Genomic DNA, 14,135 nt, shown 5'->3' on the forward strand with positions numbered 1-14,135 from the left:
AAGCGGCGCTCAATGAGCGCCGACTGAAGCTAAATACTACTTGTGATTAGATACTTACTTTTTTCAATCTAGTGAGATCATTAAAGTACTTATTAATCAGATTTTTATCTATTCTTGGAATACCATTTCCAAAATCAGCAATTTTGGTTTTAGCTACCTTTGATTCAAAGTGTTTTGAAGGAATAGGCGAGCCAGAAACGGCAGCTAACGGTGAGTGGTAGCTATGAATAAGTGGCCACAAAGATTCAGCCTTACGCTCTTCTCCTAGTTGTTGGTGAGCCTCTTTAAACAATTGATACCAAGCGGAATATTGCTCAATTCTGTGGAATCTTACTCCTATCTCTTCTAGCCAATCGACAAATGTATCTAACGAGATACCATCATGGTGAGGGTTGACTAGATTGTAGGTGTGGAATTCAGATTCGTTTTCTGAGCCCAGTCTAATGATCGCACTAGCAGTATAGTCGACTGGTAAACCATCATAGTGAGGAAGCACTCCTTGATTGGTATAGAAGCTCTTAGGTGCTATTCCCGTTTCAATTAAACTAATTAGCAGTCGAGTAAACATGTCCGGTAAGTTTAGCTGGTTGTCGTATTTGCTGTGAGCGAGAATCATACTTGACCGAAATATTGTCACTGGTAAACCGCAATGCTGGTGTGCTTCACGCAGTAACACCTCGCATGCCCACTTACTCGTTGCGTAGCCACTCGCATAGCTATCACTTATGACTCGTACTGGCTCGACGATTCGAATGTCTTGATACTCATCAATTGGTTCTCGCTCCCCTCTATCTGCGACAGCAATACTAGATAAAAAAGAGAAGTGTTTGATCTTATTTTCAAGGGCTAGAGCTATGAGTTGAGCTGTTCCAACTACATTTGCGTCAAAGCAATCTCGGTATGGCAGTACGTGATTTACCAAGGCACCAGCATGGATAATGGTATCCACTTCGGTTGTAAGGTACTGCCATTGCGTGGAATCTAAACCAAATTTAGGCTGTGATAAGTCTCCATTGACAACCTCGAGTCGCTGTGAAATGAGTTTATCTAGTCTTATGCTTATTTTCTCGTCGAGGTAAGAAAAGGCATCACGAATACGGCTAATGGCTTGCTCTTTGTCTCGGGCTCGAACTAAGCATATGACTTTCCCATCAGTTTGCTCAGCTTGCTCAAGCAAATCTAATAGTAGGAATCGCCCTAAATAACCGCTTGAACCAGTCAATAGAGCCACTTTTGGCTTGTCTGAACTAGGTAGGTTGTGGGCTTTTTTTAGGATACTTTCATCAATAAATTTATCTATTTTTAATTGTTCGGCATAGACATCAGTTGCCCCTATTTCGTGAATATCTTCAAAGCTGGGTGCGTTGCCGTTTTGATTGTTGTTGGCGATAAGTTCAATTATGTATTTCAGGTCATAGGCTGGACTTATAATAATATCGACAGGTACGCGAACTTGGAACAGCTCCTCTAGCATGGTCGCAAATGAAACTGCAGATAAAGAGTCGCCACCGAGGTCACGAAAATTATCACTTGTCAGAACCTCATGGCTATCGTTACCAATGAGGCTGGTGGCTGCTTTTAAGACGATTTCTTCTACTGTTAAATGTGCACTGTTTTGATGTAACTCACTAACTAAGCTTGATTCTTGCCGCTCCAAGCCTTCGTATAGTTTTTCTAGCTTATCTTCATATTTTAATCTGAGTTTAGGGAACAGTGCCTTGCCGTGATCCGAAAGTAGTCCATTACCGTGCGTAAAGGCTTGAGGTTCAATGATGAAGTCCCTAGGAATCTCATAACCATTCAGTGAATAAGCTTTGGCCAGAGAGCGGAAAGACTCTGAAATAAGTCGCTTTAGCGTATTTGGTTCATTTTCGTATTTGTTAAGAAGCTCTTCTTTAGGCACAACCACTGCGAGCAAGCTGGATCTCCGGCTATTACCATAAACAAAAATTTGGCGTACTAGTGGGCTTGAGGTGTAGATAGCTTCTAGACTTGCAGTTGTGACAAACTCACCTTGTGATAATTTTATAACGTTACTGCGACGATCAATATAATGTATTTTTCCGTTCTGATAATCCGCAAATATATCACCAGTTTTATAGTATCCATCAGGTGTAAACAGCTCTTTATCGAGCTCTGGATGATTAAAATATCCAGGAATGATCGACTGAGTTTTAATTAATAGCTCACCTCTGGGATAGGGATAATCTTGCGTTGAGTACCCCAATTCCGGTACATCGACTAACTTATAGTTTTCTACCGGAGGAGACAATAATTGGCCAGAGACTGCAATAGCTCCAGCTTCCGTAGAGCCGTATATTATGTTGAGCTCCAGATCAAACAATGATTCCATAAAAGATTGCATTTGCTCTGATAATGGAGCCGAACCACAACTGATCCAGTTGACTTGCCCACCAAAAACTTCTGTCCGAAATTCGTGTTTGAGTGCTTGTTCTATTTCTTTCGATACTAGGTTTTCAGTTTGGCGTCGTCTATTCAACTCTGAAACGAACTTTTGGTAGATCATTTCGCAAACACGTGGCACTAGCGACAGCTCAGTTGGTCGTGCAAGTACGATGTCCTCGAAGAAACTTGATAAATTACTTTCAGAGGCGAAAAAGCAGTTTCCGCCACGAACAAATGTGTTTTTTAAGGAGGAGTGTCCGGCAACGTGGCTCATTGGCATATAGTGAAAAGTGGAAGTTGGTTGGTCGGAAAAAAGGCTTGCCCAAGCACCTCCCCACATTCCTGCTGCTAGCTTCTTGGTGTACATTGCTCCCTTCGGAGTTCCTGTACTGCCAGAAGTATAAATAAGCATAGATAGTTCATCATCTTGCTCTTCAAAATCTGGTATTGATTCTCTAAGGGAGCGACCGTCGGCAATTAACTGCTCTAAGCTTGTTAACTCGATGTCTGACTGTTGTTTTGACAGCGATTCAAGTGCATCTTGGTAGTTATTTTGGTGTGTTTTGTCTCTGTGGTCATGATCTAGAATAACGACTCTTCTTATACTTGAACAGTTTGCGAGAAGACTGAGAGTGGTGCTAAGGTAGTTGTGGCTAACAGCTAGAGTATTGGAGTGCGTCTCTGTAATGATATGAGATAACTGTTCCTCGTTAGAGCTAGTTTGTAAGTGAACTGAAACCGCACCTAAACGAATACATGCTAAATCAAAGACCGCATACTGACCGCTTGTAAAGGATAAGAATGCCACTTTAGTTTGATTAGAAACTGAAGCTTTTGAGCAAAAGAAAAGTGCTTTGGCCGCGTTTTCAGCATTTTGCCATACTTGCTGATAACTCATATGAGTGTACTCGTTATCTAGCGATGGTTGAGGAGCCGTTTGTTGGTTTAGTAAAGGCTTTAGTCTTCTACGTTCTGAAATAGCTGGGCGGTGAGCATATTTTTCCATTACAGAGCGTACAATTTGGAGCAATTGCATCGTGGTGTTTCTCCGAATAGTGTATAGAGCCTGAACGAAGGTAAGTTCGTTCAGGCATAGCGGTAGATAATTGAAAAGATTATTCTGGGAGTGTTCTAGGAACCCAAATAATGGCAAGAATACCCACGATTAGCGTCATGATCCCGGCAGCACCTAATGCTAGGTGCATCCCTTCCAGATAGGCATTTTGAGCATGTGCAATGGTGTCAATCGAGATCCCTTCTACATCTAAAGTTTCGTTTAAAGTCCCTGCTTCACCCGGTCCTGAAATACGAAACGTTAGTGCTGCCAATGAGCCCAACAGTGTAATTCCAAGCGCATTCCCAATTTCATTACTTGTTTCTGCAATCGCTGCGGCTGCACCCGCTCGCTCTGGTGGCGCAGCAGAAACTGCAATATCAGCAACCAAACTAAAAGATAGGCCATAGCCAACTCCAGCAATTATGGTTGAAGCGATAAATAGCAATACCCCATTATCGGTTGTTGTAAACAACAGAATAAATGAGCCGATACTGATCAAAAAATGGGTGAGAACTAAGCCATACTTCCTTCCGGTTCGCTCAACAATTTTGCTGGTGATAACACATGTGACAGTTAAGACAACAGCCCCTGGAATGGTGACCAAAGCGGCAGTTAGAACAGGCAACCCTAGAACTGACTGAAGGTAAATTCCCGCAAGGTAGCCAGTTGCAGACCAAACAACGAGAGAAAGAAGCCCTGTTAGGATTGCTACGGTGAAAACACGATCTTTGAATAGCGAAAGGTCAAGTAATGGGTCATCAAGTACTCGTTGACGGCGAATAAACCAAAGCATCGCGAACACGCCAATGGCACCTGTTAACATCTGCTCCGTTGAAAAACCTTCAGCCGCTGCGGTTTTAATTGAATAAGTAAATAACAGCATGCCGACAAAAGAGAGCACGAGGCTTAGTAGATCAATTTTACCAACACCTTCATCTCTAACTTCTTTTAGTAGAATTGGAGCAAAAATCAGAAATAGTACAACTATGGGTATATTGATAAGAAAAACCACTCCCCAAGCAAACTTACCAAGTAAAAGCCCTCCAATTAAAGGTCCGACTGCAAAACCGCCTGCAAATGTTGCTGCGAATATACCTATGGCTTGAGCTCTTTGTTTTGGGTTAGGAAAGAGTTCACTCACGATAGCTAAACCGGAAGGGAGTAAAGTCGCTCCACCAAGCCCCATTAGCGCTCTAAATCCAATTAGCATTTCTGGTGAGGTGGAGTAGGAAGCACCGACTGAACCTAAGCCGAAAATAAGTGCCCCAATCATCATCAGTTTTAAACGACCAAAGCGATCACCAATGTTACCGAATGCCACAAGTAAGGAACCAACTATGAATCCGTAAATATCGAGTATCCAAAGGGCTTGGTCTGCTGTCGGCATCAGTGCCGTAGTAATCTTGGGCATGGCCAAATAAAGGACTGAGCCGTCCATGGCGACGAGACCGACAGGGCCTAAAACCATAAGCAAGCCTAACCAAGCTTTTTGGGTTGCACTATCGGAAGCACTAGAGTGCTTTACTGCTATATCATCCATTTGATATTAATCTCCGGTTTTAATTAAACTAAGCTACTGCGTTGTGAGTGATTATTGTGTTGTTATCGCCTAAAAGACGTTTTAGGCTACCTTGCCAAATCTCCATACCTCGTTGAGTCAGAAGAGATTCAGGGTGGAATTGAAATGATGCGAAGTGCTCGCCACGAAGCGCATGAACCTCTAGGGAGTCAAAGTCGTAGCTAAAGCGAATGCCTTTGCAAAAATATCTATTGCTGTGATCTTCTGGCACGTAGGCAGAAAAAGAGTTGTAGAAACCGACGTTTTCAGCAGAACCAAATAGATCAATTTGTTTCTGGACGCCCTGATTCGGCTGCTCTTTTCTTTTAACTTGAAAGCCCAAATTCATCGATAGGATTTGATGACTTAGGCATACGGCAATGAAAGGCTTTTGATGCTCAAGAAGATAGTTTAATGTTCTATTGAGCGCGGTGACTCTCAAGTCGGTAAAATCCGCAGGATTTCCTGGGCCGGGACCGAGAACAGTCAAATCATAATCATCAGTATCGTATTTATCTTCACAACTCTTGACGGTAACTTGGCAGTTCAACGCGCGAAACTGATGAGCGATCATATAAGTAAATGTGTCTTCAGCATCTAAGATAAGCACTCGGTACTGGGACGTGTTTGGATGTGAACTCTGTCTTCTCTCGGCATGAGTGAGCCAAAATGGTGAAATTAGAGCATTTCTAGCCGTTAACTTCTCTTGAAGCGTGGTGTGTTCAAAAAATGAGTGAAAGTCCTCTGTGTGTCTACCTTTGGTTTGCTTCTTAATTGCAGAGAGGAAACCTTGAGCTTTAGCTCGACTTTCTTCTGACTCTTCTTTGGGGTTAGAGTGGCGAACCAGTGTACTACCAACAGCAATTTTTAACTCGCCTTGAAGGGTAATGTCTGCACTACGAATAAGGATGGCAGAATCCATGGTAGCAAGGCCGGATGCGTCGTTTCCTACCAATGCAATGATGCCGCTATAGTATCCGCGCCCTTCCGGCTCATATTTGCGAATCACTCTACATGCGTTTTCTAATGGACTTCCTGTGATTGTGGGGGCAAATAAGGTTTGTTTGAGAACCTCTGATGGTGAGAAATGGCATTGCCCATGTATTAAATACTCTGTATGGGCGACCTTAGACATTGACTTTATAAAGGGGCCAAGAACAGCACCTCCGTGCTCACAGATACTAGACATCATTTTCAGTTCTTCATCGACAACCATGAAGAGTTCGTCTTTCTCTTTGCCGTTATCTAAGAACTGCTCAAAGCTATGCCTATCAGGGCCCAAATTTGGGTAGCGATAGGTTCCGCTAATCGGATTCATTGCAGCAGATTGGTTGTTCAAAGTGACGTGTCTTTCTGGCGTAGCCCCAATAAGGTAGCGCTCACCAGTAAAAACAATATATGTCCAGTAAGACCCCGATTCATTTTCGATGAGCTTACGATACAAAGACAGTGCCAAGCTGCGGTCGAAGTTGTTAATTTGGCACTGAAAATTCCTCTTCAACACAAAGTTTGCACCTGCGCCCATGCCAATTTCGTCTTCAATGATCCGAGTGACGATGCTTTGATATTCATGATCATCTATATCGAAATGCTCATTTACCAGAGCAATGTCGAGCTCTGGTGCCAATGACAAAAAAGTGCTAGACGTCATCGTATGATGATCTTGAATAGAGAGAGAGAGTAACGGCGTCTTATCATCAACATACTCAAACCCTTTTTCTCTTATTTGACGATAAGGAACGAGCACCAGCTGGGAATAAGGAGTAGGGCTATTATTGGTTCGATCGATATCAGAAAGAACTTCAAGTTCTGATATTTTTCCATTTATGATGTCAATATGACCATCTTTACCATTTTCAGAGCGTTGTATGATTGCAAATGGTTGAGAGCTTTCCTTTAATATTCGATTAAAAGCATGAGTTGAAGCGCATACCTCCATTACACGAACTCCTCTGTTGTTGTGAGCACTGCACAATTGCGTGCAGCGTAGTCGAGAGCGAGCAGGTGATTTTCACGGGAAAAATCAGCAATAGCGTCTGCGACGACAAAGGTTTCAAAATCATTGGAAAACGAATCAACAGCGGTCATTAACACACCAACATGAGCGTAAACGCCACAAATAACTAGCTGGTCACGCCCGGCTTCTTGCATCATGTGGGAAAGGTTCGTTTTTTGAAACGCACTGTATCTCCATTTCACAACTTGCCAATCATTCTCTCGAATAGAAAGCGGTTCGACGATCGATGTATGAGAGGCGTCACGAGACATTCCTTCTCCCCAGTAATCCTTAAGTAATCCTCTTTCTTTACCAGTCATCGAGCCTGGTTGTGCCGAATAACACACAGGAACTGATTTATCATGACAGTAGCTCACGAGTTTAAAGACTCTAGCTGTCAAGAGAGAGCGCATTTCTTCAGAAAACGGTTCGACAAAGTAGTTCTGCATGTCGTGGACCAATAACACAGCGCGCTTTGGATCAAACTGCCAATCTACGCGATTGCTTGGAAGTTCATTTTTATTGGGTATTGGATACGGTGAAATTTTTGGAATACCAGTCATTACTTTCCCTTATAAACATTAAGAATGTATAAAGTGTCAGTCCGTGACACTTTTCTTTGGCTGTCATACTTATGTTGCTGACACTTTTTTTCAAGAAGTATTTGCCTAGCTTATTGCTGATATGTGAAACTTGTCACATATCAATAAATTTAACTTTATACATATTTATTAGTACCTTGGAGATAAAAAACACACTAAACCCACTAAATACAAGTCTCGCATCTCTTATTAATACTTTTGATGAAATAGAAAATGTATAGGATTATGCGACACTTCACTATTGACAGGAAAAAAAACAGCAATCATTATTTGGCCTCTCATATTCCAGGGAACTGATTTGTGAAATTAATTATTTCTAAAATAAAGGAGGAGTTATTTAATGCGTGGTTTGGCTGAACGGATTAATTATGAAAACTATCAAAATTTACCTATTTTGGAAGAGGTAATAGATGAACTACCCATCTCAGAAAAAATACAGGAATTTATTTCAAAAAAGAGACAGGAAATAGAAAGTATAATATCCGGTGAAGACGAAAGGTTATTGGTTATTGTAGGTCCTTGTTCTATTCATAATACATCTGATGCCTTTGAGTATGCAAAGAAACTAGCGTCAATATCAGATAAGTATAGTGAAGACTTGCTAATAGTAATGCGGACATATTTTGAGAAGCCTAGAACCAGAGTTGGTTGGAAAGGGTTGCTTATTGAGCCTGATTTAACCGATGGGATTAATGTTCGCAAGGGTATATATGAAGCGAGAAGTTTCTTAGAGAAAGTTCTAAACCTTGGGCTTCCGACCGCCACGGAATTTCTTGATAGTGGCTTATTTCCGTATATTTCTGATTTGATTTGTTGGGGGGCTATTGGCGCTAGAACTACAGAATCACAACCTCACAGGCAGATGGCCTCAGGGCTTCCTTGTCCAATAGGATTTAAAAATGGTACCGATGGAAATATTGATATTGCTATAGATGCAATTGTTTCATCTTTAGAGCCTCACGTATTATATACCTCTTGTGGAAAGGGGAGTCCCATTGCAATAACGACATCAGGAAACAAGTTTGGACATATAATTCTTCGAGGTGGCAAAGAGCCAAACTATACAGAGAAGCACGTGAAAAATGTGACTAAAAAATTAAAGGATAACAACTTGAACTCTAGGGTTATTATTGATTGCAGTCATGGTAATAGTGGGAAAGTTGCAAAGAATCAAACTATAGTTGCCAATAATGTTGCTTGGCAAATTTCCAACGGAGAGGATAATGTTTCAGGTGTGATGATTGAGAGCTTTTTGGTTTCTGGCAACCAGTGTATAAATTCAAATGAGCTGATAAAAGGGAAGTCAGTGACAGATGATTGTTTATGTTTGGATGATACGTTGCAGATAATCGACGTTTTAGCTAATGCGATAAAAAATAAACGCTATAATCTACTTTCAGTTGCTTAGTCAATAATTTAAATCGATTAAGGAGAGTTTGTTTCTCCTTAATCAATACTTGATAATTACGCATTCATGATTCGTTGTTTTCCAAAAATAAAAAAACATCATTGAGCACTTCGTAATAAGATTTATTATTTTGACTCTCGGATTTCCATAGATCATAGGAAGTGCTGTATGCAAACTCGATACTCGCAGCTAGAACCCTGGGTCTAATATCCTTGAGCATCGACACTTCCATTCTAGCGGCAATGAGATCGCTAAGTGCTTGGTTATAGCTATCTGAACGAGAAAGTTTTCTCGCACATACCATAGGGTGCTTACGTATCAGACTTCTAATTGTCGTGAATCGCTTTGGATCAATACCATAGCTACCCTCTTCACAACCTTTGGTCACTTCTACTGCAGCTTTGCGAATTGCAGTATAGATTGATTCACTCATAGGTCTTGAAGCCAAAGCAACTAAAATCTCTTTTTGCTCTACTTCGTAGTAGTCAAGTACGAGATCTTCCTTACAAGAGAAATACCTAAAAAATGTTCGACTCGAAATATCTACAATGTCTGTAATGTCTTCAATTCGAGTTTCATCAAAGCCTTTACTTACAAAAAGTTGGTAGGAAGCTTCCAAAAGAGAATTCCTTACCATTTGCTTCTTTCTTTCTCTGCGATTGACTTCTTTCGGAGCAATAGGAGGCTCTTTATCGGCGAGATGCATGCTATCTTGAAAGAACTGTCTCGTCATCGACTCATCAATACGATTTGTTATTAGAAAATCAATTAAAACACCATTTTTATCAATGGCTTCATAAAGGAATACGTTTTTTCCCTTAACCTTTATTTCTTTGTGTTCCATTCGCCAAGGAGAAGTTTTAAGTGGGGAAGCCTCAAAAAAACTACCTTCAAATTTAGGACAGAATTCCGAAATCCAGCGTTGTACTGTGGCGTGATCTACATTGATACCGCGTCGATTTAGCAATTCTTCTATTTCTCGATAGCTCAATTTATTATACACGTGCCATCGAAGAGCCATGATAATGGTTGCAGGTGGAAATTGCTTATTTGCAAATGAAATCATTCAATACCTCAATTAAAATTGTTTCTGCATCTCACGTCACAGCGCAAATGTCGTCACTTAACTATAAGTGCCAACTATCAGCCTCATTGAATACCGAAAAATTTCAACATGCATATTGCTTAGGCTTGCTTATGTGTATTGTGGGTGGAGTTTCTGTTAGCACAAACTTTCCGTTACTAAACTTCCATTTTTGATCGTTAACTTTGTCGGTTGCTCAGTTTTTTAGGCGAACAATTCGTGCTTCTAGCGGGCAATATTGTTTTTCGTAACAAGATTTTATCATAAGATTTCGGCTATCTGTATCAATCAGGCTAGCTTCAAATGAACCGCTATACAGTCCTGAAGTCGATGAACACGCTCTGGCATACTCATGAGTGCGAAGTTATTGAGATCACGAATCAAGACATTACGCTCCCTAAACTGGCTTCTTACTTAGGAGAAAACTGGGTGAGGCTCCGTTTGAGTTTTAACTGTGTAGCGACTTTTATGAGTGGGGAGTTGAGAAAAACAAGTTCTGTAGATTTTCTTAGTTCAATAGATAGCAAAAAGGCGCTTGATGTACAGCGCCTTTATATTTAACTCTTGGATAGATTACAGGCTTTCGGTAAAAGTACGTGCGATTACATCGCGTTGCTGCTCTTGAGTTAGAGAGTTGAAACGTACCGCGTAGCCAGAAACGCGGATAGTTAGCTGAGGGTATTTTTCTGGATTAGCCACTGCGTCTTCTAGAGTTTCACGCTTAAGTACGTTTACGTTTAGGTGCTGACCGCCTTCGATGCGTGGTGCTGTTTCGATAGCAACTTCACGGCTTTCGTATTCGCCTAGTTCGTTGATTGCAACAACTTGATCTGCTTCGAAGCCAGAGTTCGCAGCTACACAACGCGCTTCGTTCTTTTCGCTGTCTAAAAGCCAGATTGAGTTCAGTAGATCGTCGTTAGCTGCTTTTGTAATTTGAATACCTTGGATCATCACTATCTCCTAGTCCACTTTAGTGGTTTATTGGTGTTAATTTTCGAATTTTATTGAGCTACGTATTATATAGCGAATATCCCTTATGATAATATTGATTTAAGTCAAAAAACAACCAAAAACATCATTTTTCTAAAGGTTATTTATTGTCCTAAATCAATAAAACCTTTAAAAACAATATATTTACAATATATTTGATAATATAAAAAATATTTAATAACTAGTTTTGTAGTAAGTTTACTACAAAGTAAGTTTAAAAATTGAACTGAGTCACCTAAGTGACTGTAAATAGGTTCATAGTCTGAAAGTATAAAGTGATTAAATGACAATGCGTAAAAATCAGTTTGGTAATAAGTATATTGGAGCCCATGTTTCTGCTGCTGGTGGTGTTGATCAAGCGCCGCTAAGAGCGAGAGAAATTGGCGCGAATGCCTTTGCACTATTTACTAAGAATCAACGCCAATGGGTGGCAAAACCGTTAGAAGAGAAAACCATCCGAGCGTTTCGGGCAAATTGCCAAATGTTAGGCTTCAGTAGTGAGCAGATACTTCCTCACGATTCCTATTTAATAAACCTTGGCGCTCCAGAAGAAGAGAAACTAGCTAAATCTCGCGCGGCTTTTATAGATGAGATGGAAAGGTGCAATCAGTTGGGGTTAACACTGCTCAATTTTCATCCTGGGAGTCATTTAAAGAAGATATCTGAGAAAGAGTGTTTAGCGCGAATAGCGGAGTCAATCAATCTTGCTCATCAAACTGTGCCCAATGTTATTGCTGTGATTGAGAACACTGCAGGGCAAGGTACAAATTTGGGCTGGCGATTTGAACATCTGGCGGAGATTATCGAGCAGGTAGAGGATAAGTCTCGGGTCGGTGTTTGCATTGATACTTGCCATACCTTTGCCGCAGGCTATGACTTGAGCAGCTTTGATGCCTGCGAGGCAACGTTTGCTGAGCTCGACCGTATTGTTGGTATGCATTATTTAAGGGCAATGCACATTAACGACTCAAAGATTGCCTTAGGCGGCAAGGTCGATAGGCATCATGCACTGGGTAAAGGAGAGATTGGTTGGGACTGTTTTGAGTACATCGCAAAAGATCCTCGTTTTGATTCTATCCCGCTGATCTTAGAAACGATTGAGCCTGAGATTTGGCCTGATGAGATCGATCAGTTACGTGCTTTTCACGCACAAGCGCAAATAGAAATCGCTAACTAAGTAAAAGATGGCATCAATTTTTCATAGTTTTCAATGAAACAATATTATGAGGATGCCACTATGCCATATTCATACCGACACATTAGTATACGCCCAGCGCGCTTACCTGCACCGAATCGCCACATTACCGGTCAAGGTCATTATCGTACCCCGCAGAGAAACTAGTTAATTTAGCTCTAAATACCTTGTTCCTTTTACATATTCTGCCAAAATCGAGGCAGATATTTAGTAAGAGGAACAGAGCATGGGTGCGTCTTTGACTTGGCAAGATGTTATTGGAGCAGAAAAACAGCAAGAATACTTTCAGCAAACACTGGCATTTGTTGAGCAAGAAAGAGCGGCTGGTAAGGTCGTTTACCCGCCAGCGAAAGATGTTTTTAACGCCTTTCGTGCCACTGAGTTTGGAGATGTAAAGGTCGTGATCATCGGCCAAGATCCTTACCACGGACCAAACCAAGCGCATGGGCTTTGCTTCTCTGTGCTACCTGGGGTCAAGACGCCGCCGTCTTTAGTCAATATGTACAAAGAACTTGCCCAAGATATAGAAGGCTTTCAAATTCCGCAGCACGGCTACTTGCAAAGTTGGGCTGAGCAAGGGGTGTTGCTACTGAATACTGTTTTGACGGTTGAGCAGGGCAAAGCGCACTCACATTCTAAAACGGGTTGGGAGACCTTTACGGATAAAGTCATAGAAGCGCTCAATCAGCACCAATCGGGCGTGGTGTTTTTGCTTTGGGGAGCGCATGCTCAGAAAAAAGGGCGCTTTATCGATCGCGACAAACATTTTGTGCTGTCTGGACCTCACCCTTCGCCACTCTCTGCTCATCGGGGCTTTTTTGGTTGCCGTCACTTTTCGCAGACCAACCAAATATTGCAACAACAAGGTAAACAAATGATTGAGTGGCGATTGCCGTTACAAATAGAAGAGTAACTCGGATTCTATGACGTTTGCCTAAATTTCGAACAAGCTCAAAGCACATCAGTAGTATCTCTTATACACTTAGTAAAAGTAGGTGTTAAGGAGAAACGCTATGATGATTGAAAGGATTAGGCGTGAGCACGGTTATATGGTGCGTTTATTAGCCGTGTTACGCCATAAACTTACGATGCTCAAGAGTGAGCGTCAGGTAAATTATGGTGTGCTTAGAGAGCTGGTCGACTATCTCGCCAATCATTCCGAAAAAGTGCACCACCCTAAAGAGGACATCCTTTACCGCTATTATCTTGAGCACTATGGCCACCACCATGAGATTGATAATCTAGAGCTTGAGCATCAGACTCTATCGGAAAAGACTCATGGCTTCTTAAACGTGGTTGATATGGTGTTGCAAGATGCGGTTGTTCCCCAAGATATGTTTATCGAACAACTTGAGCAGTTTTTAGAAGCACAGAAGCGCCACCTTGAGACCGAGGAACAACGTGTCTTTCCTTATTTAATAGAGAAGTTCACGGTCAAAGATTGGCAGGCAGTAGAAGAGCAATGGAGCGTTTGTGAAGACGACCCAGTGTTCGGTGAAACAATCGCAGAGGAATATGCTCAGCTAGCGGAACGAATCCACCAAACTGAGCATGAGTGTATCTAGCGAAAACAAAAAAGAGGCGAACAATCGCCTCTTTTTTTAGTATTCGAGTTTATCTAGATCATCAAAGCCGATATCCATGTCCATCAGCTCTTTTTGAAGGCGCTGACGGTCTTTTATCGCCTCAATTTCGCGCCATTTGCGCTTCACGGGTTTTGAACGAGCCGTGCGTCCTTTGGGAAAGTCCTGTTCCAATAGTTCTTCAAAGTTTAAGCCTTCCATAAGCTACCTCTTTATGATTTTTATCCCTCTAAATGGGGTAGGTTTTTAATACCAT

Annotated in this window: 11 protein-coding genes; 4 read left to right on the forward strand and 7 right to left on the reverse strand. The window is 41.5% G+C overall.

Annotated features, from left to right (window positions below; genetic code table 11):
• Positions 1-46 precede the first annotated feature (46 nt).
• From car to AC6R00_RS18755, 4 genes are all read right to left on the reverse strand, one after another.
• Positions 47-3,442, reverse strand: coding sequence for a carboxylic acid reductase (gene car / locus AC6R00_RS18740; RefSeq protein WP_500641530.1), 3,396 nt, complete (start codon positions 3,440-3,442; stop codon positions 47-49).
• A 79-nt stretch (positions 3,443-3,521) separates the two neighbouring features.
• Complete coding sequence (locus tag AC6R00_RS18745; RefSeq protein ID WP_500641531.1) at positions 3,522-5,003, reverse strand: MFS transporter; 1,482 nt, start codon at positions 5,001-5,003, stop codon at positions 3,522-3,524.
• A 28-nt stretch (positions 5,004-5,031) separates the two neighbouring features.
• Positions 5,032-6,960 (reverse strand): anthranilate synthase family protein, encoded by a 1,929-nt coding sequence (locus AC6R00_RS18750; protein WP_500641532.1) that lies wholly within the window; start codon positions 6,958-6,960, stop codon positions 5,032-5,034.
• Positions 6,960-7,580 (reverse strand): isochorismatase family protein, encoded by a 621-nt coding sequence (locus AC6R00_RS18755; RefSeq protein WP_500641533.1) that lies wholly within the window; start codon positions 7,578-7,580, stop codon positions 6,960-6,962. Before AC6R00_RS18755 ends, AC6R00_RS18750 begins: the two co-directional genes overlap by 1 nt.
• A gap of 379 nt (positions 7,581-7,959) precedes the next feature.
• On the opposite strand from AC6R00_RS18755, the gene AC6R00_RS18760 reads away from it, so the two are divergent.
• Entirely contained in the window at positions 7,960-9,027 is a 1,068-nt protein-coding gene (locus AC6R00_RS18760; protein WP_500641534.1) for a 3-deoxy-7-phosphoheptulonate synthase, read from the forward strand.
• 64 nt (positions 9,028-9,091) lie between these two features.
• On the opposite strand, the gene AC6R00_RS18765 is transcribed toward AC6R00_RS18760, so the two are convergent.
• Positions 9,092-10,093: a TetR family transcriptional regulator gene (locus AC6R00_RS18765; protein ID WP_500641535.1), complete on the reverse strand. Its 1,002-nt coding sequence runs from the start codon at positions 10,091-10,093 to the stop codon at positions 9,092-9,094.
• A gap of 591 nt (positions 10,094-10,684) precedes the next feature.
• Complete coding sequence (gene grcA / locus AC6R00_RS18770; RefSeq protein WP_049842864.1) at positions 10,685-11,062, reverse strand: autonomous glycyl radical cofactor GrcA; 378 nt, start codon at positions 11,060-11,062, stop codon at positions 10,685-10,687.
• Positions 11,063-11,384: 322 nt separating this feature from the next.
• Between grcA and nfo the strand changes: the two genes are divergently transcribed.
• The 3 genes from nfo to AC6R00_RS18785 all read left to right on the forward strand — a co-directional run bounded on the left by nfo (position 11,385) and on the right by AC6R00_RS18785 (position 13,861).
• Positions 11,385-12,278 carry a deoxyribonuclease IV gene (nfo, locus tag AC6R00_RS18775; protein ID WP_500641536.1) on the forward strand — a complete coding sequence of 298 codons (894 nt, stop codon included), beginning with the start codon at positions 11,385-11,387 and terminating at the stop codon, positions 12,276-12,278.
• A 244-nt stretch (positions 12,279-12,522) separates the two neighbouring features.
• A complete protein-coding gene (gene ung / locus AC6R00_RS18780; protein ID WP_500641537.1) occupies positions 12,523-13,209 on the forward strand; it encodes a uracil-DNA glycosylase in 687 nt (228 codons plus the stop codon).
• A gap of 100 nt (positions 13,210-13,309) precedes the next feature.
• On the forward strand, positions 13,310-13,861 hold the full coding sequence (locus AC6R00_RS18785) for a hemerythrin domain-containing protein (protein WP_500641538.1): 552 nt from the start codon (positions 13,310-13,312) through the stop codon (positions 13,859-13,861).
• A 36-nt stretch (positions 13,862-13,897) separates the two neighbouring features.
• Here AC6R00_RS18785 and AC6R00_RS18790 read toward each other — a convergent pair whose 3' ends face one another.
• The gene (locus AC6R00_RS18790; RefSeq protein ID WP_004744935.1) at positions 13,898-14,080 is read right to left on the reverse strand and encodes a DUF3545 family protein; all 183 of its coding nucleotides are present in this window, start codon (positions 14,078-14,080) and stop codon (positions 13,898-13,900) included.
• Positions 14,081-14,135 lie beyond the last annotated feature (55 nt).

The organism is Vibrio sp. R10-SF1-ISO8 (genome assembly GCF_059833805.1).

Bases quoted from the DNA above. Each gene is read 5' to 3' on its own strand.
- ung (WP_500641537.1), top strand. From the start codon at position 12,523: ATGGGTGCGTCTTTGACTTGGCAAGATGTTATTGGAGCAGAAAAACAG.
- grcA (WP_049842864.1), bottom strand. From the start codon at position 11,062: ATGATCCAAGGTATTCAAATTACAAAAGCAGCTAACGACGATCTACTG.
- AC6R00_RS18750 (WP_500641532.1), bottom strand. From the start codon at position 6,960: ATGGAGGTATGCGCTTCAACTCATGCTTTTAATCGAATATTAAAGGAA.
- AC6R00_RS18745 (WP_500641531.1), bottom strand. From the start codon at position 5,003: ATGGATGATATAGCAGTAAAGCACTCTAGTGCTTCCGATAGTGCAACC.
- AC6R00_RS18765 (WP_500641535.1), bottom strand. From the start codon at position 10,093: ATGATTTCATTTGCAAATAAGCAATTTCCACCTGCAACCATTATCATG.
- AC6R00_RS18760 (WP_500641534.1), top strand. From the start codon at position 7,960: ATGCGTGGTTTGGCTGAACGGATTAATTATGAAAACTATCAAAATTTA.
- nfo (WP_500641536.1), top strand. From the start codon at position 11,385: ATGACAATGCGTAAAAATCAGTTTGGTAATAAGTATATTGGAGCCCAT.
- AC6R00_RS18785 (WP_500641538.1), top strand. From the start codon at position 13,310: ATGATGATTGAAAGGATTAGGCGTGAGCACGGTTATATGGTGCGTTTA.
- AC6R00_RS18755 (WP_500641533.1), bottom strand. From the start codon at position 7,580: ATGACTGGTATTCCAAAAATTTCACCGTATCCAATACCCAATAAAAAT.
- AC6R00_RS18790 (WP_004744935.1), bottom strand. From the start codon at position 14,080: ATGGAAGGCTTAAACTTTGAAGAACTATTGGAACAGGACTTTCCCAAA.
- car (WP_500641530.1), bottom strand. From the start codon at position 3,442: ATGCAATTGCTCCAAATTGTACGCTCTGTAATGGAAAAATATGCTCAC.